Raw genomic sequence first — 19,502 nt, 5'->3', positions numbered from 1 at the left:
GCGGCGCGAGCCGCGACCGCGAAAACGCAGCAACGACGCAAACCCCAGTCGCCTACGCCACCCACACCAACCGCGCCCCACGCTCGCGCAACCACGTCTCCATCCGCGCCGAATACAACAGATCGCCCGCCGCCCACACCTCGCCGCCGCCATCGCTCAACAACGGCAACCGCTCGCGCTCCCACGGCGGCACGCCCAAGGCCTGCAACGCATGCTTGAGGCTGTGACGGTGCGTGCGCCCCGGCAAGGCGATGCGTTCGCCGCCGCTGCGAGCATGCGCGATCAGCGCCGCATCGAAGCCGGGCGCGCCTTGCAGCCGCCATTGGCCGCCGCCGGGCAGCGCCAGCGGCGCGCGTCCGTCCCAACCGGCGCGCCAGTCCGGCGGCAACGGCGCGCGGTGTCGCTCCGCGTGCAGCAGGTCGCGCCAAGCGCGGACCACCGCGCCGTTCCAGGCGAATTCGGCGGCCGCGTCGGCGCGCGCGTCGAGCAGTTCGGATTCGATCCGGGCCACGCCCTGCGCCGGCAACGGCGGCAGATCCAACGCGGCGATCCAGCGCCGCAGCACCCGCGCGCGCCGCGCCGGCGCCAGCGCGCGCAGGCCGCTGCGCGACAGCGCCTGCGGGTCCAGGCTGCGCACCTGGGCCAGCGCCGCCGCGTCGTCGGCGTCGAGTAGCGACGCGGCTTCGTCCTGCAGACGCGCCGATTGCGCCAGCGCCGCGCCCGCCTGCGGCCAGCGTTCGCTCAACAGCGGCAATACGCGATGGCGGAGGAAATTGCGGTCGTAACGCGTTTCGTCGTTGCTCGGATCGTCGATCCAGTCCAGCGCATGCCGCTGCGCATACGCTTCCAGCGCCGCACGCGGCAGCGCCAGCAACGGCCGCCACAGGTGGCCGCGGCCGCACTCGCGCCACGGCCGCATCGCCGCCAGGCCGTCGGGGCCGGAGCCGCGCAACAGCCGCAGCAACACGGTTTCGGCCTGATCGTCGCGGTGGTGCGCGAGCGCCAGCACCTCGCCGTCGCCCAGGCCGGCGGCGAACGCGGCGTGGCGCGCGGCCCGCGCCGCGGCCTCGGGGCCGTCGCCGCCGTCGCGCGCAACCGATACCCGCGCAACGGTCAGTTCCAGGCCGTAGCCGGCGCAGACCTGCGCGCAGTGCGCGGCCCAGGCGTCGGCGTCGGGATGCAGGCCGTGGTGCACGTGCCAGGCGCGCAAGCCGCGCGCGCGCGCGGCCGGCGCGGCCGCCAGGGCGTGCAGCAGCACGCTGGAATCCAGGCCGCCGCTGTAGCCCACCCACAGCGGCGCCGACGGCAGTTCGGCGAGCGCGGCGGAGATCGCATCGGCGTGAGATTCGGGCATGCGCGCATGGTGCCACGGCGACGGGACGCAGCAACCCATGCGTGGTGCTGCCTGCGCCGCGCGGCGCCTATACCTTGATTCGCAGTCCCCGTCGTGAGAATCCCACTGTGTCCCGGCTTTTCGCTCCGCTGCTGCAACGCTCGCTGACCTTGCGCAACCGCCTCGCGGTCTCGCCGATGTGCCAGTACTCGGCGAGCGACGGCCTGCCCAACAACTGGCATCTGGTCCACCTGGGCAGCCGCGCGGTCGGCGGCGCCGGCCTGATCCTGACCGAAGCCTGCGCGGTGTCGCCGGAAGGCCGAATTTCCGCGGCCGACACCGGTTTGTGGAACGCCTCCCAAGCCGAGGCCTGGCACCGCATCACCTGCTTCCTGCGCGCGCGCGAGGCCGTGGTCGGCGTGCAGCTGGCGCATGCCGGGCGCAAGGCCAGCGTCGCCGCGCCGTGGCTCGGCGGCCAGCCGGTGCGGCCCGAGGACGGCGGCTGGACGCCGGTCGCGGCCTCGCCGCTGCCGTTCCGCGACGGCGCGCCGCAGCCGCGCGAATTGCAGCCGATCGAGATCCGCACCGTGGTCGACGATTTCGCCGCGGCCGCGCAGCGCGCGCTGGATTCGTGTTTCCAGTTGGTCGAGATCCACGCCGCGCACGGTTATCTGTTGCATCAATTCCTGTCGCCGCTGTCGAACCGGCGCGACGACCGTTACGGCGGCAGCTTCGAAAACCGCACGCGGCTGCTGCGCGAAGTGCTGGCGGCGGTGCGCGAGGTGTGGCCGGAACGCCTGCCGCTGTGGCTGCGCATTTCCGCGACCGATTGGGCCGAGGGCGGCTGGGACATCGAGCAGAGCGTGGCGCTGGCGCGCATGGTCAAGGACCTCGGCGTCGATCTGATCGATGTGTCGAGCGGCGGGCTGGTGCCGAATGCGCGCATTCCCGCGGACGAGCCGGGTTATCAGGTGCCGTTCTCCGCGCGCATCCGCCGCGAAGCCGGCATCGCCACCGGCGCGGTCGGGCTCATCACGCGCGCGGCGCAAGCCGAGAGCATCGTCGCGCAAGGCGAGGCCGATGTGGTGCTGCTGGCGCGCGAGCTGTTGCGCGACCCGTATTTCCCGCATCGCGCCGCGCGCGAGCTGGGGGCGGCGACGCATGTGCCGGAGCAGTATCAGCGCGCCTGGAACTAGCCGGGCGCGTCTTCGCTGAGCGAAAGCGTCGGGCCTGAAGACCCTCCCACGAGAGCATCGGTGCTGCGGCGCCGGCGATGTTCTTGCGGGAGGCGCTTCAGGCCCGATGCCGTTGCGACAAGGCCTTCAGGCCTCTGACTTTGCGAGAGGGCCTTCAGGCCTTATGCCGTCCGCTCAGCCCGTCGCGATGTTCAGCTTTCCGACTAGCGCACGCACACGCAGCTTTTTTCCCGATCTGTGCAAGACATCACGCGCCTCCGCGCGATCCGTGGCGCGCGCCGGAACACGCGGCCAACGCATTCGCGATGATCGACGCACGCGATGCGCGCGCCGGCGCCGCCGGCCGCATCGCGCGCAAGCCGAGCGATCCGGTCCTGCCGTTCGCGGCGTTTGCGAGGTTCCGCGGAGTTTGGATTTTTCCGCGTTTTTTGGACGACGGAAAACCCGCGACGCGATGTCTGCGCAATCCAGTCAGCGTCCGCGCAATCCCGCGCGGCCGTCTCGTCCGGCGTTCACCTCATCGGGAGGCACCATGCGTTCGAAAGCGCGATCGGCAGTGTATCGGCGGCATGCGCAATGGACGGCGTCCGCCGCCGGCGTGTGCCTGTGCCTGGGATTCGCCGGCGCCGCAGCGGCCGCCAATCTCGCCTTGAACAAGCCCGCGACCGGCTCGGCCTCCTGCAACGGCAACGAAACCCCGGCCAAGGCGGTCAACGGCAGCGTGTCCGGCGGCAATGCCGACAAGTTCTGTTCGTCGGCGTCGAGCAAGTGGCTGCAGGTCGACCTCGGCGCGAGCAAGCGCATCGCCAGCTTCGTGGTCCGGCATGCCGGCGCCGGCGGCGAGCCGGCCGCGTTCAACACCCGCAACTTCAACATCCAGGTGTCCGCCGACGGATCGGCCTGGACCACCGCGGCGACGGTCAGCAACAACACCGACAACGTCACCACCCACAACGTCGGCGCGGTCGACGCGCGCTATGCGCGGCTCAACATCGCCACCCCGACCCAGGGCAGCGACAGCGCCGCGCGCATCTACGAATTCGAGGCGCACGACGCCGCGGCGCCGGCCGAACGGGTGGTGCTGGTGCTCGACCAGGTGCCGCAGTTCGGCATCTACCGCAGCACCGAGCCGACCACCTACACGCCGCCGCCGGGGCTGCTGATGTGGAAGCGCGGCACCGAGTTCGCGCGCAAGCTCAGCGATGCGGAAAAGGCCGGCATCGGCGACGACGTCGCCCTGCGCATCACCTATCACGCCCAGTGCGATCCCTACGACCGCTTCGCTTCGGCGTTCTTCATCAACCTGCCGAAAGGCCAGACGCCGACGGTGGACACGCCGCGGGTGACCTTCACCGACTTCATTTCGCCGTTCAGCGACATGTGGCAAGGCGCCAAGGCCACGCGCGTGTATCCCGACGCGGCGATGGATCCGTACGCGGCGGCGCTGGCCAATCCGGACCGCGACATCTGGGTCGGCATCAGCGGCGGTTCCAACCCGCAGTACGGCAGCGACGCCTGCCAGCAGCACGGCGTCACCGATCCGGCGATCGCCGAGGTCGGGTTCAAGTATTCGCTCGCGCTGGTGTCGAAGAAGCCGCTCAGCGCCGGCGGCGACCCGGACGTCATCAGCCTGCTGTCGCGTTCGCCGGAAACCGACGACAGCATCGCCACCGGCACGGTCTCGCACACCGCCAACCTCGGCATCGCCACGCTGGCGGTCAGCATCGCCGGTTACGGCGCATCGTCGGGCGGGCAGGAGTACACCAACACGAATGTCAGCGTGAAGTTCAACGGCGCGCAGATCGCCACTTTCAGCACCAAGATCGATTGCGCGAGCTACGAGCAGTACAGCCCGCGCGGCAATCCCGGGATCTTCCGCAACAACAACACCAGCAATCCGCGCAGCTGGTGTCCCGGCGCGCTGGTGCCGATGCGGTACTTCGATCTCGGCGACATCAGCGGCAAGACCTTGCAGTTCACGCTCGGCGTCGGCAATCGTTCACCGTGGACGGCCGATTCGGTCTACAACACCAGCATCAGCGTGCTGGAGCACTGAGGTCGGCAAGCGTTGAAGTCCGCAAACGACGACGGCCGGGCAGAGGCCCGGCCGTCGTGGTGCGGATCGCGCGTTTCAGGGGCGCGGCTTCGTGCCGCTGCGCTTCTCAGGCGGCTTCGTACGCGCCGTAGCCGCGCAGCCGCTCGTAGCGGCGCTGCAGCAACTCGTCGACCGGCACGTTGTCCAGCGCTTCGAGTTCGTTGATCAGCACGGCCTTCAGGCGCGTCGCCATCTGCTTCGGGTTGCGGTGCGCGCCGCCGATCGGCTCGCGCACGATCTTGTCGATCAGGCCGAGCTCGGACAGGCGCTTGGCGGTCAGGCCGAGCTGTTCGGCCGCGTCCTTGGCCTTGTCGGCGGTCTTCCACAGGATCGAGGCGCAGCCTTCAGGGGTGATGACCGAGTAGGTGCTGTATTCGAGCATCAGGGTGCGGTCGCCGACGCCGATCGCGAGCGCGCCGCCGGAGCCGCCTTCGCCGATCACGGTGCAGATCACCGGAATCTTGAGCCCGGCCATCTCCATCAGATTGCGCGCGATGGCTTCGGACTGGCCGCGTTCTTCCGCGTCGATGCCCGGCCACGCGCCGGCGGTGTCGATGAAGGTCAGCAGCGGCAGGCCGAAGCGCTCGGCCAGCTTCATCAGCCGCAGCGCCTTGCGGTAGCCCTCCGGGCGCGGCATGCCGAAGTTGCGCTTGATCTTGCTCTTGGTGTCGCGGCCCTTCTGGTGGCCGACCACGACTACGCTGCGCCCGGCGATGCGGGCCAGGCCGCCGACGATGGCGTTGTCGTCGGCGAAGGCGCGGTCGCCGGCCAGTTCCTGGAACTCGTCGCACATCACCCGCACGTAATCGAGCGTGTACGGCCGGGCCGGGTGGCGGGCGAGCTGGGAAATCTGCCACGACGAGAGGTCGCGGAAGATCTGCGCGGTGCGCAGGCGCAGCTTGTCCTGCAGGGCGTGGATTTCGGTGTCGATGTCGACCGCCGGGCCGCTGCTGGCATGGCGCAGCTCCTGGATCTTGGCTTCCAGGTCGGCGATGGGCTGCTCGAAGTCGAGGTAGTTCGGGTTCATGCGTGGGCCGTGGGCCTTGGAAGGGCACAGTCTAGCCTAGGCGGCGCGACCGTACCGATAGGCATGGGACAGGTACGGAAACTGCGAAGCGGTTCGCGCGGCAACGGCAACGGGGTTGCGCCCGGGCGCTTGACTCGTTGCCGCTTTCGCCGAACCGATGCGACGCAGCGCTCAGTCTCCGCCGCCGCCGGACGCGCGCGCCCACGGCTTGGACAGGGTCAGCTTGACCGCCTTGACGCCGGGCTGGGCGCGCAGCGAGCCGGTCAGTTCGGCGTCGATGCGCACCGATTGCGGGCCGTTGAGGTCGAGCATGCCGGCCGCGCCGTCGCGCAGCAGGTCCAGGCGGATCGGGGTCGGGCCGGGCCGCTGCTTGGCGAGCAGGGCGTCCACCCGTTGCCAGGTGCCGGGCACGCGCAGGTCCAGGCGCAGGGCCAGGCGCTGGGCATGCTTGGCGCAGACCGCGTTGTAGTCCCAGCAGCGCGCCGCGCGCAGGGCGAAGCCGCCGCTGAAGGCGTCCTCGCGCAGGCCGCCCTGGATCACCAGCAGGCGGTCGCGCGCGAGCATCGCGGCGAATTCGCTGTAGGTCTCGGAGAAGAACGCGCACTCCAGGCGGCCGCGGCCGTCCTCGATCTGCACGAACATCTGGCTGTCGCCCTTCTTGCGCAGGCCGACCACTTGCCCGGCGACGATCACTTCCAGTTCCGGACGCCAGCCGCTGCGCGCGCTTTCCGGGCGTTTTTCCCAGATGCCTTCGAGCTCGCCGAGGTCGGTGCCGACCAGCGAACGCAGTTCGTCGCGATACGGGTCGAACGGATGGCCGCTGAGGTAGTGGCCGAGGGTCTCGCGCTCGCCGTGCAGGATCTGCGCCAGCGGCCACTCGTTGGTTTCGGTCAGGTCCAGGTGCAGCGCCGGGGTCGCCGCTTCGAAGCCGCCGAACAGCGAGACCTGGCCGGCGGCGCGCTCCTTGGCCATCTGGTCGGTGGCCTTGAGCACTTCCGGCAACTGCAGCATCAGGCTCGCGCGGTTCTTGCCGAGGCCGTCGAGCGCGCCGGCGTGGGTCAGCGCTTCCAGCGCGCGGCGGTTGAGCTTGCCGCTGTCCACGCGCTTGCAGAAATCCAGCAGGTCGACGAACGGGCCGGCGCGGCGCGCCTCGACGATCGATTCGCACACGCCGCGGCCGACGCCCTTCACCGCGCCGATGCCGTAGCGGATGGTGTCGGCGTCGATCGCCTCGAACATGTACTCCGATTCGTTGACGTGCGGCGGCAGCACCTTGATGCCCATCACCCGCGCTTCGTCGAGGAAGTTGACCACCTTGTCGGTGTTGTCCATGTCCGACGAGCAGGTCGCGGCCATGAACTCGGCGCCGTAGTGGCGCTTGAGCCAGCCGGTCTGGTACGCGACCAAGGCGTAGGCGGCCGAGTGCGACTTGTTGAAGCCGTACTCGGCGAACTTCTCCATCAGGTCGAAGATCGGGCTGGCCTGCTTGGCCGGGATGTCGCGCTCGGCGCAGCCGGCTTCGAACTTGGCGCGCTCCTTGGCCATTTCCTCCGGCTTCTTCTTGCCCATCGCGCGGCGCAGCATGTCGGCGCCGCCGAGGGTGTAGCCGGCCAGGACCTGGGCGATCTGCATCACCTGTTCCTGGTAGACGATGACGCCGTAGGTCGGCGCCAGCACCGGCTCCAGCGAGTCGTGCGGATAGGTGACCTCGGCGTTGCCGTGCTTGCGGTCGACCCAGTCCTTGTCCATCCCCGAGCCGAGCGGGCCGGGACGGAACAGCGCGGCCAGCGCGATGATGTCTTCGAAGGTGTCGGGCTTGGCGCGCTTGAGCAGCTCGCGCATGCCGCGCGATTCGAACTGGAACACCGCGACGGTGTCGCCGCGCGCGAACAGTTCGTAGGTCGGCTTGTCGGTCAGCTCCAGCGCGTTGACGTCGAGCGGTTCCAGGCCTTCCTTGGCGCGGCGCTTGTTGATCGCGCGCACCGCCCAGTCGATGATCGTCAGCGTGCGCAGGCCGAGGAAGTCGAACTTGACCAGGCCGACCGCTTCGACGTCGTCCTTGTCGAACTGGGTCACCGGGTTGCGGCCGCGGCCTTCGCCGTCGTGTTCGGCGAACAGCGGGCAGAAGTCCGACAGCGGGCTCGGCGCGATGACCACGCCGCCGGCGTGCTTGCCGGCGTTGCGGGTCAGGTCTTCCAGGCTGCGCGCCAGGTCGAGCAGGTCGCGCACGTCGTCTTCGTTGCGGTAGCGCTGGATCAGGTCGGCCGAGGCCAGGTCCGGATTCTTCGCCGCGGCTTCCGATTCGCCGAGCGCGTCGTCGAGCGAGATGCCCAACGTCATCGGGATCAGTTTTGCGATGCCGTCGACGAAGCCGTACGGATGGCCGAGCACGCGGCCGGCGTCGCGCACCACCGCCTTCGCCGCCATCGTGCCGTAGGTGATGATCTGCGAGACGCGGTCGCGGCCGTACTTGCGCGCGACGTAGTCGATGACCTCGTCGCGGCGGTCCATGCAGAAGTCGATGTCGAAGTCGGGCATCGACACGCGTTCGGGATTGAGGAAGCGCTCGAACAGCAGGTCGTACGGCAGCGGGTCCAGGTCGGTGATGCCCAGCGCCCAGGCCACCAGCGAGCCGGCGCCGGAACCGCGGCCCGGGCCGACCGGGATCTCGTGGTCCTTGGCCCAGTTGATGAAGTCCGCGACGATCAGGAAGTAGCCGGGGAAGCCCATCTTGATGATGACGTCCAGCTCGATTTCCAGGCGCTGGTCGTACTCCTCGCGGGTCTTGCCCGGGGCGAGCGGATTCTTCTCCAGGCGCTTGACCAGGCCCTCGCGCGACTGCGTGCGCAGCCACGATTCGATGGTGTGGTCGCTCGGCGTGGGAAACGCCGGCAGCGCGTATTCGCCGAGCTTGAGCTCGACGTTGCAGCGGGTGGCCAGGGCCAGCGCGTTGTCGATCGCGTCGGGCGCGTCGGCGAACAGCGCGGCCATTTCCTCGCTGGTCTTGAGGTATTGCTCCCCGCTGTATTCGCGCGGGCGCTTGGGGTCGTCGAGCACGCGGCCCGAGGCGATGCACACGCGCGCCTCGTGCGCCTCGAAGCCGTCGCGGTCGAGGAAGCGCGCGTCGTTGCTCGCGACCACCGGCAGGCCGCGCTTGCTCGCCGCGTGCAGGGCGAAGGCGTTGAACGCGTCCTCGCCGTCGCGCTGGGTGCGGGTCAGTTCCAGATGCAGGCGGTCGCCGAACACGCCGTGCCAGTCGACCAGCCAGGCGTGGGCGAGTTCTTCGCGGTTGCTCGCGGCCAGGCGCCCGGCCAGGCTGCTGCGGCCGGCCAGCGCGAACAGGCCGTCGTTGTCCTCGCGCAGCCATTCCGGGCGCAGCACCACGCCTTCGGTGCGGTGGCCTTCCATCCAGGCGCGGCTGAGCAGGCGCGACAGGCTGAGGTAGCCGCCGCGGTCGCGGCACAGCAGGGTCATGCGCGTGGCCGCTTCGTTGCCGTCGGCCAGTTGCACGTCGGCGCCGATGATCGGCTTGATGCCTGCGCCTTCGCAGGCTTTGTAGAACTTGACCGCGGCGAAGATGTTGTCGAGGTCGGTCACGGCCACGGCCGGCTGGCCGAGGGCGACGCAACGCTTGACCAGGTCGCCGATGCGGATGGTCGAGTCGGCCAGCGAGTACTCGCTGTGCAAGTGAAGATGAACGAATGGAGCGGACATGCGTACCGGGTCTGCGGCCGTGCCGGGAAGGGCCGCGCCGGGACGTTCGCGCCTTGGCGGCGGGAGCCCGGGACGGCGGTGGGCGCGGCGGGGAAAGTGCCGGATTGCAGGGTATCAGCCCGGCGGCGCGGGGCAAGGCTTGACAGCGGTCGATGGCGGGCGCGCGGCGGATTTCGCCGCATTGGGAATCGTGCGGCGGTGCGAACGGTGCGCTCGCGCGTCGCGGCGCGTCCAGACACCGCGACGGTGCGATGTTTCGACTGTAGGAGCGGCGCGAGCCGCGACTGCGGGGTAGCCGGTCGCGTCGCAGGCGCGGTGTCGCGGTCGCGGCTCGCGCCGCTCCTACAGGGGGCGTGCCTGGCTTACGTGACCCGGAACACCGGCTCGGGCGTGCGGCCGTTGGCGTAGTGGCTGTCGCTGATGCGCGCGTGGTGTTGCAGCAGGGCCAGCTCGGCGAGACGGTCGCGCACCCACGCGGCGCGCTGCGCGGCGGCGTCGCCGGGGGGATGCTCGAGCCGGCGGTAGGCGCAGAAGTCGCGGTAGTCGTCGGCCTCGGCGGCGAACGCGGGCCAGGTCAGCTCGATCAGCAGTACGTCGTCGAGCAGGCCGAGCAGCGGCACCCGGTCGGGGATCAGGTCCTCGTCCTGTTCGACGTAGGCGAACAGGCGCTCGAGCCGCCGGCGCAGCGCCGGTTCGCAGTCCCAGGCCGGGTCGTGGGCCATCGCGCGCAGGTCCTGCAGGCATTGCAGGCGCTCGTCGACCACGCGCCGGGCCTGGCTCGGCGGCAGGCCGGCCAGCCACGCGGCGAGCCGCTGCAGGCGGTCGGCGTCGACCCGGGCGGCGTCGGGGTGGAGCTCGTGGACCAGCGCGTCGAACGCGGCGATCGCCGCCGGGCGCAGCGTCATCGCCGGCTCGTAGGGTTGCTGGTGGTGCGGCGGCGGAGCGCGCTCGAACGGCAGCGGCTCGGCGGTCGGGGTGGGGTGAGGCATGCGCATGGAACACCTCGTATCCGGCCCGTCGCGGGGCGGGGAGGTTCGCGTCGCGGGCCGGAATACGACGCGGACCGGTGCGTTGGGAGTGTGGCCGACTGTGCGCCTGGCGGCAGTCTGCGCGCGCGGGTCTGAAGTCGTTGTGACCTGTGGCACGCCTGGGCGTTCAGGCGCAGGGGCTCGCCTGGGAGCCGGGAGCTGGGCTGTTGTGCGAGGGCCCTCCGGCCCGACGTTTTTGTTTCAGACCGCAGCGAGCCGGTGGAAAAGCGCCAGGCCCGAAGGCCCTCGCACAACACCCGCCGAGCGCAGCGGCAGAGCGCACCGCCTCAGAACAGCGAACGCTGCTCCGCCTCGATCCGCACCGGCGCGAAGCTGCGCCGGTGCTGCGGGCACGGCCCGTGCGCCTGCAGCGCGGCCAGGTGCGCGGCGGTCGAATAGCCCTTGTGGCGGTCGAAGCCGTACTGCGGCCAGGTTTCGTGCAACTGTTGCATCAGCCGGTCGCGCGCGACCTTGGCCAGGATCGAGGCGGCCATGATCGAAGGCTCGATCGCGTCGCCGCCGACCAGCGCCTCGCCGCGGCACGGCAGGCCCTCGGGCAGATGATTGCCGTCGACCCGCGCCAGTTCGGCCTGCGGCGTCAGCGCCAGCAGCGCGCGGCACATGCCGGTCATGGTCGCCTGGAAGATGTTGATGCGGTCGATTTCCTCGACCTCGACGAACTCGATCCGCCACGCCAGCGCGCGTTCCTGGATCAGCGGGAACAGCGCCTCGCGCCGCGCTTCGGTCAGTTTCTTGGAGTCGTCCAGGCCGTCGATGCGGCGGCGCGGATTCAGGATCACCGCCGCCACCGCGACCGGCCCGGCGAGCGGGCCGCGGCCGGCTTCGTCGACGCCGGCGATAAGGCGCGGCCTGGCGCGCGGGCGGGGTGCGGCGGGGGCGTCGGTCGGGAGCACGGAGAGCGGCGGATTCGGAGTAGGGAGGGCGAGGTCAGCTCGCGCCGGCATTCTCGCCGATCAGCTCGGCGATCGCGTCGGCCGCGCGCGCCGAGGCGTCGCGCTTGAGCTCCAGGTGGATGCGCTGGAACTTCGGCAGCAAAGCCGCGCTCGCGGCCGGGTCGCGCAGCCAGCGCAGGGTCGCGCCGGCGAGATTTTCCGGGGTGCAGTCGTGCTGCATCAGCTCCGGCACCACCGCCTCGCCGGCGAGCACGTTCGGCAGCGCGTAGTGATCGACCTTGAGCATGCCCAGCCGCTTGACCAGGGTGTAGGTCAGCGGCGACACCTTGTAGGCGACCACCATCGGCCGCTTGGCCAGCATCGCTTCCAGGGTGGCGGTGCCCGAAGCCAGCAGCACCGCGTCGCTGGCGACCATCACCGTACGCGCGCCGCGGTCGACGATGCGCAGCGCGCGGCGCACGCGTTCGCCGTCGGGATGCGCGGCGAGGATGCGCTCGAACGCGGCGCGCGCGCGCGCGCCGGCCATCGGCGCGACGATGCCCAGGCGCGGCTCGGCCGCCAGCAGCAACGCGGCGCAGGCGATGAAATCGCCGGCCAGGGTTTCGATCTCGCCGACGCGCGAACCCGGCAGCATCGCCAGGATCGGCGCCTCGTCGTCCAGGCCCAGGGTCATGCGCGCGCCGTCGCGGTCGGGCTGCACCGGCATTTCGTCGGCGAGCGGATGGCCGACGAAGCGCGCGTCGACGCCGTATTCGGCGTAGATCGGCGGCTCCATCGGGAACAGGCACAGCACCCGGTCGGCGCTGCGCCCGATCTTCTGCGCGCGCTTGCGCCGCCACGCCCACACCGACGGGCTGACGTAGTGCACGGTGCGCACGCCGCGCTGCTTGAGCCAGCGCTCCACCCCGAGATTGAAGTCCGGCGCGTCGATGCCGATGAAGGCGTCGGGCTTCCAGTCGAGGATGCGCTGGCGCACGTCGCGGCGCAGGCGCAGCAGCCGCGGCAGGTGCTTGAGCACTTCGCTGAGCCCCATGACCGCCAGTTCGCCGGCGTCGAACCAGGTGTCCATGCCGGCCGCGCGCATCTGCTCGCCGCCGACGCCGACGAACTCGGCGCCCGGGTAGCGGCGCTTGAGTTCCTCGATGAGTCCCGCGCCGAGCAGGTCGCCGGAGGCTTCGCCGGCGATCAGGGCGAAACGCGGCGGCGGCGGGGGCGCGGCGGGAAAGATTTCGTCGATGCGGGCGGGGTCGACGGCGGCGGGCTTGGCGGCGTTCATTGGGCGAAATGACGTTCCAGTTCGGCCTGGTATTGGGCGCGGTCGAAGACGAAGCGCTGCGGACCATTCGGGGGAAACAGGCTGTCCGCGGGATCTTCGTGCGGATCGCGTTCGAGCATGGGGCCGTCGTCGCTTTCGTAGGTCAACCGATCCCATACAACGTGATCGCCGTCGAACTTCAGCTCGCAGGACACGACCCCGCAGTAATCGCAGCCGCAGTGGCAACGGTACAGCACCAGCCGGCCGCTTTCGTTCTGGTTGTCGGCGGGCGCGAGGCCGAGATAGATGGCCCGCGCCGCTTCGCGGCGCTTGGCGGGAGTGCGCGGGTCGAGGTCGGTGTGGCAGTTGCCCATATGACGGACATCGCCGAGCCAGTGCGCGAGCGGACGTTCGTCGACGAAGATCTCGCCGATCTCGATTCGGTAGTCGCGCGCTTCGATCGTGTATTCGAACCCGACCGAACCGATGCGCAGCCGCCGCACCGCGTCCATCTTCGCGCGCTCAGCGCAGCAGCGGGCGCTCGCCGCTGCCGATGAAGTCCAGCAACGCGCGCACGTCCGCGCTGTCGGCGGCCAGCTCTTCGAGCTTGGCGCGCGCATCCTCGAGCGAGGCGCCGGACATGAACACCGCGCGGTAGGCGCGCTTGATCGCGGCGATGCGCTCGGGGCCGAAGCCGCGGCGCTTGAGGCCTTCGGCGTTGATCCCGCGCGGGCGGCCGTAGCCGTCCTGGGCGACCATCAGGAACGGCGCGACGTCGCCGTTGACCAGCGCGCCCATGCCGATGAAGGCGTGCGCGCCGACCCGGCAGAACTGATGCACGCCGGAGAAGCCGCTCATGATGACGTGGTCTTCGACGGTGACGTGGCCGGCGAGCGTGGAGTTGTTGGAGAACACGCAGTCGTTGCCGATATGGCAATCGTGGGCGACGTGGGTGTAGGCCAGCAGCCAGTTGCGGTCGCCGATGCGGGTGACGCCGCCGCCGTTGCCGGTGCCGCGGTTGACGGTGACGAACTCGCGGAAGTGGTTGCCGTCGCCGATGACCAGTTCGGTGCGCTCGCCGGCGAACTTCTTGTCCTGCGGATCGCCGCCGATGCCGCACTGGGCGTGGAAGCGGTTGTCGCGGCCGATCCGGGTCGGCCCTTGGATCGTGCAGTGCGGACCGAACGCGGTGCCGGCGCCGACTTCGACTTCGGCGCCGATGTAGCAGAACGCGCCGACCACGACGCCTTCGCCGAGCGTCGCGGCGGGATCGACGAAGGCGGTGGGGTGAATCGTCGCGCTCATCGGATCATTCCTTGGCTTCGGCGCACATGATCTGGGCGCTGGCCACGACTTCGCCGTCGACCCGGGCGACGCCGTCGAACAGCGCCATGTTGCGGATCATGCGCTTGAGGTTGACCTCGAGTTCGAGCCGGTCGCCGGGCACGACCATGCGCGAGAAGCGCGCGTTGTCGACCTTGACCAGGTAGAACGAGCGGCCGTCGGCGAGGCCGCCGTGCGAGACCTGGGTCAGCAGGCCGCCGGCCTGGGCCAGGGCCTCGATCACCAGCACGCCGGGCATGACCGGGTTGCCGGGGAAGTGGCCGTTGAAGAAGGGCTCGTTGCAGCTCACGCCCTTGATGGCGAGCACGCGCTTGTGGGGTTCCAGTTCGAGCACGCGGTCGATCAGCAGGAACGGATAGCGGTGCGGCAGCAGTTGCTGGATCGCCGGCACGTCGAGCGGGAGTCGCAGGGTCTGGCTCATCTTGTCTTTCGTCCTTTATCGCACGTCCTGTGCTCGCGGCCGCCGTGCCTGGCGACCCTTGTGGTGTGACGCGGAGCGCCATTGTCCCGCAGTTTCCGCGGCGGGTGTGGCGCTACCGTATGGACCGCGCGGGGCCGGGCGGCTGGGGCGCCATTGTATGCGCGGCGCGGGGCCGGGCAGGGGGCTCAGCTTTCTTCGCCGCCGCCGCCCGCGCCGCGGGTGCGCCGGGCGATCGCGTCGAGCTGCTTGAAGCGCGCGGCGTTCTTGCGCCAGCTGCGGTTGTCCATCAGCGGGGTGCCCGAGGAATATTCGCCGGGTTCGCGGATCGAGCTGGTGACCAAGCTCATCGCGGTGACGGTGACCTTGTCGCAGACCTCCAGATGGCCGAGCACGCCGGCGCCGCCGCCGATCAGGCAGTAGCGGCCGATCTTGGCGCTGCCGGCCGCGGCCGAGCAGCCGGCCATCGCGCTGTGCGCGCCGATGCGGACGTTGTGGCCGATCTGGATCTGGTTGTCCAGGCGCACGTCTTCCTCGAGCACGGTGTCCTCGATGGCGCCGCGGTCGATGGTGGTGTTGGCGCCGATCTCGCAGTCGTCGCCGATCTCGACCCCGCCGAGCTGCGGCACCTTGAGCCAGCGCCCGGCTTCCATCGCCAGGCCGAAGCCGTCGGCGCCAAGCACCGCGCCGGGATGGATCAGCACGCGCTTGCCCAGGCGCACCCGGGTCACCAGGGTGACCCGCGCGACCAGTTCGCAGCCTTCGCCGACCGCGCAGTCGTCGCCGATCACGCAGCCCGGGCCGAGCATCGCCCCGGCCTCGACGCGGCTGCGCGCGCCGATGCTGACGAACGCGCCGATGTGGGCGAGCGGGGAGACCTCGGCGGTCGGGTCGATCGCGGCCGAGGCGTGGATGCCGGGCGGACGTTCGGGCCTGGGCTCGAACAGCGCCGACATCTTGGCGAACGCGGCGTAGGGATCGCGCGCGATCAGCGCGGTGCCGGCGTAGCCGGCGGCCGCGTCCTCGCGCATCACCACCACGCCGGCGGCGCTGCCGTCGAGCTGCGAGCGGTATTTCGGATTGGCCAGGAACGCCAGCTGGCTCGGCCCGGCCTTGGCCAGGGTGCCGACGCCGTCGATGCGGACCTCGCCGTCGCCGTGCAGGCCGAGCGCGAAGCGCTCGGCCAGTTCGCGGGCGGTGTAATGGCTTGCGTTCACGCCAGGGTGCGGCCGCGAGGCCGCGCTCAGAACGTGCCGCCGAAGGTGAACTGCAGGCGCTCGAGTTCGTCGCCGCGGCCGGTCTTCTTGCCGTTGACGTCGAGCACGTCGTCCTGCTTCTTGAACGGGAACGCGTAGCTGATCGAGATCGGGCCCATCGGCGAGCGCCACATCAGCGCGATGCCGGCCGAAGCGCGCAGCTCGTTGGCCTCGAACGAGTCGTAGTCCTTGTACACGTTGCCGAAGTCGACGAACGCCGACACGCGCGCGGCCGGGGTGTCGAGCAGGGTCGGGAAGTACATTTCCAGCGAGCCGGTGGTCTTGAACGCGCCGCCGAGCGGCTGCGCGTAGGTGCCGTTGAGCGAGGCCTCGCGCGGACCCAGGGTGTTGTCGGTGAAGCCGCGCACCGAGCGCACGCCGCCGGCGTAGAAGTTCTCGAAGAACGGCAGGCCGGTGGCGGTGATCTTCTCCGGCGGCAGCGGGCCGTTCGGGCCGTCGCGGTCGATGATGCGGCTGGTGTCCTTGCCGTAGCTGTCGCCGTAGCCGAGTTCGGCGCGGGTGTTCAGCACCAGGTGGCGCGACAGCGGCCAGAACTTGGAGAAGCTGTAGTTGATCTTGTAGTACTCGACCGTCGAGCCCGGCAGGGTCGCTTCCAGCCACAGGCGCTGCTGGGTGCCGGCGGTCGGCGTCAGCGCGTGGTTGAGGCTGTTGCGGCCCCAGCCGATCTGCGCGCGCCAGGCCTTGAAGGTCTGGTGGCCGAGCGCGTCGAGGTAGTCGACGATGCTCTGCGGGGTGTAGCTGCGGCCGATCAGGATCTCGTTGCTGTCGATGCCGACCAGGCCGGTGATGGCGTCGGTCTCGGTCAGCGGAATGCCCAGCACGACCTGCGCGGTGCCGTTGGTGGTGGAGTACTGCGCGGTGTTGAAGTCGGAGTAGTCGAGCTTGCGCCACGACAGGTTGTAGCCCAGCGAGACGCCGTCGTCGGTGAAGTACGGGTTGGTGTAGGAGAAGTCGAAGCGCTCCTGGTAGTAGCTGCGCTGCGCCTGCACCGACACGCGGTTGCCGCTGCCGAGGAAGTTGTTCTGCGACAGCTGGATCTGCGTGGTCAGCTTGCCGAGCTGCGAATAGCCCAGGCCGAACACGAAGCTGCCGGAGGTGGTTTCCTTGAGGTTGTAGGTCACGTCGACCTGGTCGTTGCTGCCGGGCACCGGCTTGCTTTCGACGTCGACGGTCTCGAAGTAGCCCAGGCCCTGCAGGCGGATCTTGGAGCGGTCGATCGCCGCCTGCGAATACCAGGTGCCTTCGAACTGGCGCATCTCGCGGCGCAAGACCTCGTCGCCGGTGCGCGTGTTGCCCTTGAAGATGATCCGGCGCACGTTGACGCGCGGGCCCGGCACCACCTGCATGTTGATGCCGACGGTCTTGTTCTCGCGGTTGATGTCCGGGATCGGATTGACCTGGGCGAAGGCGTAGCCGACGTTGCCCAGGGTCGCGGTGATCGCGTCGGAGCTGATTTCCAGCAGGCGCCGCGAGAAGATCTGGTCGGGCTTGACGATGACCAGCTTCTCGATCTCCTCCTTCGGCAGGATCGTGTCGCCGGTGACCTGCACGCTGGAGATCTTGTACTGGTCGCCCTCGCTCAGGCCGGCGGTCAGGAACATGTCCTGGCGGTCGGGGCTGATCGAGACCTGGGTCGAGTCGATGGTGAAATCGACGTAGCCGCGGTCGAGGTAGTAGGCGTTGAGCTTTTCCAGGTCGCCGGACAGCTTCTCGCGCGAGTACTGGTCGTCGCGGCGGTACCAGCTGAGCCAGTTGTGCTCGCGCGATTCCCAGCCGTTGAGGATGTCCTTCTGCTCGAACTTGTCGTTGCCGATCAGGTTGATGTGGCGGATCTTGGCCGCCTTGCCTTCCTTGACGTTGATCGTGATGTCGACGCGGTTGCGGTCCAGCCGCGACACGGTCGGGGTGATCTCGACGTTGTACTTGCCGCGGTTGTTGTACTGGCGCGCCAGGTCCTGGGTGACCTTGTCCAACGCCAGCCGGTCGAAGGTTTCGCCTTCGGCCAGGCCGATGTCCTTCAGGCCCTTGAGCAGGTCGTCGGACTTGATGTCCTTGTTGCCGCTGAGGGTGAGCTTGTTGATCGCCGGACGCTCGGTCACGGTGACGACCAGGATGGTGCCCTGGCGGTCCAGGTGCACGTCCTCGAAGAAGCCGGTCTTGTACAGCGCGCGGATCGCGTCGCCGGCCTTGGCGCTGTCCATGGTGTCGCCGCGTTCGACCGGCAGGTAGGTGAAGACCGTACCGGCGGAGATGCGCTGCAGGCCGTCGATGCGGATGTCGCTGACGGTGAACGAGCCCGGCGCCGGGGTCTTGGCGCCGCCTCCCAGGGCGAACGGATCGGCGGACTGCGCCATCGCGGGAATCGCCGGGGCCGAGGTCATTGCCGTGGCAAGGGCGAGGGCGAGCAGGCGGCGATTAGGAATTCGCGTCATCATTACGTCCGTTGGGGGCTGGTTTGCCGCGCTAAGGCGCTGGCAGGGGGTGCGGAGCGGGCTTTGAGGGTGTGGGCGTAGCGTTGGAGCGAGCGTCAGGCCGGCATTCAGCGCACCAGGTTGTTCAAGATGTCGTTGTAGAACGCCAGGCCCATGAGGCTCGCGATCAACGCCAGGCCGACGAAATGCCCGGCCGCCATGACTCGCTCGCTGACCGGGCTGCCCTTAACAAGCTCGATAAGGTAATACAGCAGGTGTCCGCCGTCCAAGATCGGGATCGGCAGCAGGTTCAGAATGCCCAGGCTCAGCGACAGCATCGCCAGCAATTGCAGGTACCAGGCCGGGCCGTTGTTGGCGTAGGCGTTGGCGGCGCGGCCGATGGTGACCGGGCCGGCCACGGTGTTCTGCAGCGACACCCGGCCGCTGAAGGCGCGGCCGATCATCGCGTACAGCTCGCCGGCCTGGTGCCAGCTCTCGCGCAGCGCCGCCGGCACCGCCGCCAGCGGGCCGTAGCGCAGCACCGCGTCGCGCTTGGGCGGGGCCGGGGTGGCCGGCTCGATGCCGAAGCCCCAGAACTCCTTGCCGTCCACGTTCAGCCGGCCCGGCTGGATTTCCAGCGCCAGGCGGTCGCCGTTGCGCTGCACTTCGATCATGGCCTTGCCGCCGCGCTCGCCGAGCCGGGCGACCGCCGCGGGCAGGTCGTTCCAGCTCGGGATCGGGTCGCCGTCGAGGGCGGTGATGCGGTCGCCCTCGGCCAGCACGCGCCAGGCGGGCTTGTCGGGCAGGACCCGGCCGATCACCGCCGGCACCAGCTCGTGGCGCCCGCTCAGGCCGATCGCCTGGACCGCGCGGCGCTGGTCGAATTCGGCCGGCAGCCGGGTCAGGCGCAGGGTCCGGACCAGTTCGCTGCCGTTCTCGGCGCGGACCTTGACCGGCAGGTCCTGGCGGTCGAGCGCGCCGAGGGTCAGCGCCATCTGCACCTCGCTCCAGGTCGGGGTGGCGCGCTCGCCGACGGATTCGATGAGATCGCCGCGACGCAGGCCGGACTCGGCCGCGATGCCGGTGCTGGCGCCGACCACCGGGGCGAAATCCGGCCGGCCGATCACGAACATGCCCCACAGGAAGGCCACGCACAGGACCAGGTTGGCGACCGGGCCGGCAGCCACGATCGCGATGCGCTGCCACACCGGCTTGCGGTTGAACGCGTAGGGCTGCAGCGCTTCGCCGATCTCGTACTCGCGCTCGTCGAGCATCTTGACGTAGCCGCCGAGCGGGATGCGCCCGATCGCGTATTCGGTGCCGTCCTTGCCGACCCGCATCCACAGCGGCTTGCCGAAGCCGACCGAGAAGCGCAGCACCTTGACCCCGCAGCGGCGGGCGACCCAGAAATGGCCGAATTCGTGGAAAGTCACCAGCAAACCGATGCTGATGATGAGCCACCACAGGGAGCCCAGGATTTCGCTCATGGC

General features: G+C 69.9%; 14 protein-coding genes and 1 pseudogene. 3 read left to right on the top strand and 12 right to left on the bottom strand.

Annotated features, from left to right (window positions below):
* Positions 1–52 precede the first annotated feature (52 nt).
* The gene (tilS, locus tag JHW38_RS07700; RefSeq protein WP_207525388.1) at positions 53–1,354 is read right to left on the bottom strand and encodes a tRNA lysidine(34) synthetase TilS; all 1,302 of its coding nucleotides are present in this window, start codon (positions 1,352–1,354) and stop codon (positions 53–55) included.
* 107 nt (positions 1,355–1,461) lie between these two features.
* Between tilS and JHW38_RS07695 the strand changes: the two genes are divergently transcribed.
* Complete coding sequence (locus JHW38_RS07695; protein WP_207525387.1) at positions 1,462–2,529, top strand: NADH:flavin oxidoreductase/NADH oxidase; 1,068 nt, start codon at positions 1,462–1,464, stop codon at positions 2,527–2,529.
* A 532-nt stretch (positions 2,530–3,061) separates the two neighbouring features.
* Positions 3,062–4,585, top strand: a complete 1,524-nt coding sequence (locus JHW38_RS07690) for a discoidin domain-containing protein (protein ID WP_207525386.1) — start codon at positions 3,062–3,064, stop codon at positions 4,583–4,585.
* Between the two features lie 106 nt (positions 4,586–4,691).
* Here JHW38_RS07690 and JHW38_RS07685 read toward each other — a convergent pair whose 3' ends face one another.
* The 3 genes from JHW38_RS07685 to JHW38_RS07675 form a co-directional block, all read right to left on the bottom strand.
* Complete coding sequence (locus tag JHW38_RS07685) at positions 4,692–5,651, bottom strand: acetyl-CoA carboxylase carboxyltransferase subunit alpha (protein ID WP_207525385.1); 960 nt, start codon at positions 5,649–5,651, stop codon at positions 4,692–4,694.
* 171 nt (positions 5,652–5,822) lie between these two features.
* A complete protein-coding gene (gene dnaE, locus JHW38_RS07680) occupies positions 5,823–9,365 on the bottom strand; it encodes a DNA polymerase III subunit alpha (RefSeq protein ID WP_207525384.1) in 3,543 nt (1,180 codons plus the stop codon).
* 362 nt (positions 9,366–9,727) lie between these two features.
* Positions 9,728–10,360 (bottom strand): DUF1232 domain-containing protein, encoded by a 633-nt coding sequence (locus JHW38_RS07675; protein ID WP_207525383.1) that lies wholly within the window; start codon positions 10,358–10,360, stop codon positions 9,728–9,730.
* Here JHW38_RS07675 and JHW38_RS25900 point away from each other — a divergent pair.
* A pseudogene (locus JHW38_RS25900) lies at positions 10,353–10,646 on the top strand (DUF6053 domain-containing protein); the annotation flags it as partial. The gene JHW38_RS07675 and the pseudogene JHW38_RS25900 sit on opposite strands and share 8 nt — an antisense overlap.
* A gap of 34 nt (positions 10,647–10,680) precedes the next feature.
* Here the strand turns inward: JHW38_RS25900 and JHW38_RS07670 are convergent.
* The 8 genes from JHW38_RS07670 to rseP all read right to left on the bottom strand — a co-directional run bounded on the left by JHW38_RS07670 (position 10,681) and on the right by rseP (position 19,499).
* The gene (locus JHW38_RS07670; protein WP_242691251.1) at positions 10,681–11,307 is read right to left on the bottom strand and encodes a ribonuclease HII; all 627 of its coding nucleotides are present in this window, start codon (positions 11,305–11,307) and stop codon (positions 10,681–10,683) included.
* A gap of 34 nt (positions 11,308–11,341) precedes the next feature.
* Positions 11,342–12,583, bottom strand: coding sequence for a lipid-A-disaccharide synthase (lpxB, locus tag JHW38_RS07665; RefSeq protein WP_207525381.1), 1,242 nt, complete (start codon positions 12,581–12,583; stop codon positions 11,342–11,344).
* Entirely contained in the window at positions 12,580–13,074 is a 495-nt protein-coding gene (locus JHW38_RS07660) for a hypothetical protein (RefSeq protein ID WP_207525380.1), read from the bottom strand. Before JHW38_RS07660 ends, lpxB begins: the two co-directional genes overlap by 4 nt.
* A 10-nt stretch (positions 13,075–13,084) precedes the next feature.
* Complete coding sequence (lpxA, locus tag JHW38_RS07655) at positions 13,085–13,867, bottom strand: acyl-ACP--UDP-N-acetylglucosamine O-acyltransferase (RefSeq protein ID WP_207525379.1); 783 nt, start codon at positions 13,865–13,867, stop codon at positions 13,085–13,087.
* A 4-nt stretch (positions 13,868–13,871) separates the two neighbouring features.
* Positions 13,872–14,327, bottom strand: a complete 456-nt coding sequence (gene fabZ / locus JHW38_RS07650) for a 3-hydroxyacyl-ACP dehydratase FabZ (RefSeq protein WP_207525378.1) — start codon at positions 14,325–14,327, stop codon at positions 13,872–13,874.
* A 185-nt stretch (positions 14,328–14,512) separates the two neighbouring features.
* The gene (gene lpxD, locus JHW38_RS07645) at positions 14,513–15,541 is read right to left on the bottom strand and encodes a UDP-3-O-(3-hydroxymyristoyl)glucosamine N-acyltransferase (protein ID WP_207525377.1); all 1,029 of its coding nucleotides are present in this window, start codon (positions 15,539–15,541) and stop codon (positions 14,513–14,515) included.
* 26 nt (positions 15,542–15,567) lie between these two features.
* Complete coding sequence (gene bamA / locus JHW38_RS07640; RefSeq protein ID WP_207525376.1) at positions 15,568–18,033, bottom strand: outer membrane protein assembly factor BamA; 2,466 nt, start codon at positions 18,031–18,033, stop codon at positions 15,568–15,570.
* 107 nt (positions 18,034–18,140) lie between these two features.
* On the bottom strand, positions 18,141–19,499 hold the full coding sequence (rseP, locus tag JHW38_RS07635) for an RIP metalloprotease RseP (protein ID WP_207525375.1): 1,359 nt from the start codon (positions 19,497–19,499) through the stop codon (positions 18,141–18,143).
* Positions 19,500–19,502: the final 3 nt, after the last annotated feature.

Origin of the sequence: Lysobacter enzymogenes, from assembly GCF_017355525.1 — a bacterium.
Taxonomy (GTDB): domain Bacteria; phylum Pseudomonadota; class Gammaproteobacteria; order Xanthomonadales; family Xanthomonadaceae; genus Lysobacter; species Lysobacter enzymogenes_C.
Note: the sequence above shows the minus strand (reverse complement) of the source record. Positions and strands in the feature narration are given on the sequence as shown.

Coding starts and splice junctions, on each gene's coding strand:
- tilS (WP_207525388.1), bottom strand. CDS start 1,354: ATGCCCGAATCTCACGCCGATGCGATCTCCGCCGCGCTCGCCGAACTG.
- JHW38_RS07690 (WP_207525386.1), top strand. CDS start 3,062: ATGCGTTCGAAAGCGCGATCGGCAGTGTATCGGCGGCATGCGCAATGG.
- JHW38_RS07685 (WP_207525385.1), bottom strand. CDS start 5,651: ATGAACCCGAACTACCTCGACTTCGAGCAGCCCATCGCCGACCTGGAA.
- dnaE (WP_207525384.1), bottom strand. CDS start 9,365: ATGTCCGCTCCATTCGTTCATCTTCACTTGCACAGCGAGTACTCGCTG.
- JHW38_RS07675 (WP_207525383.1), bottom strand. CDS start 10,360: ATGCGCATGCCTCACCCCACCCCGACCGCCGAGCCGCTGCCGTTCGAG.
- lpxB (WP_207525381.1), bottom strand. CDS start 12,583: ATGAACGCCGCCAAGCCCGCCGCCGTCGACCCCGCCCGCATCGACGAA.
- JHW38_RS07660 (WP_207525380.1), bottom strand. CDS start 13,074: ATGGACGCGGTGCGGCGGCTGCGCATCGGTTCGGTCGGGTTCGAATAC.
- lpxA (WP_207525379.1), bottom strand. CDS start 13,867: ATGAGCGCGACGATTCACCCCACCGCCTTCGTCGATCCCGCCGCGACG.
- fabZ (WP_207525378.1), bottom strand. CDS start 14,327: ATGAGCCAGACCCTGCGACTCCCGCTCGACGTGCCGGCGATCCAGCAA.
- bamA (WP_207525376.1), bottom strand. CDS start 18,033: ATGACGCGAATTCCTAATCGCCGCCTGCTCGCCCTCGCCCTTGCCACG.
- rseP (WP_207525375.1), bottom strand. CDS start 19,499: ATGAGCGAAATCCTGGGCTCCCTGTGGTGGCTCATCATCAGCATCGGT.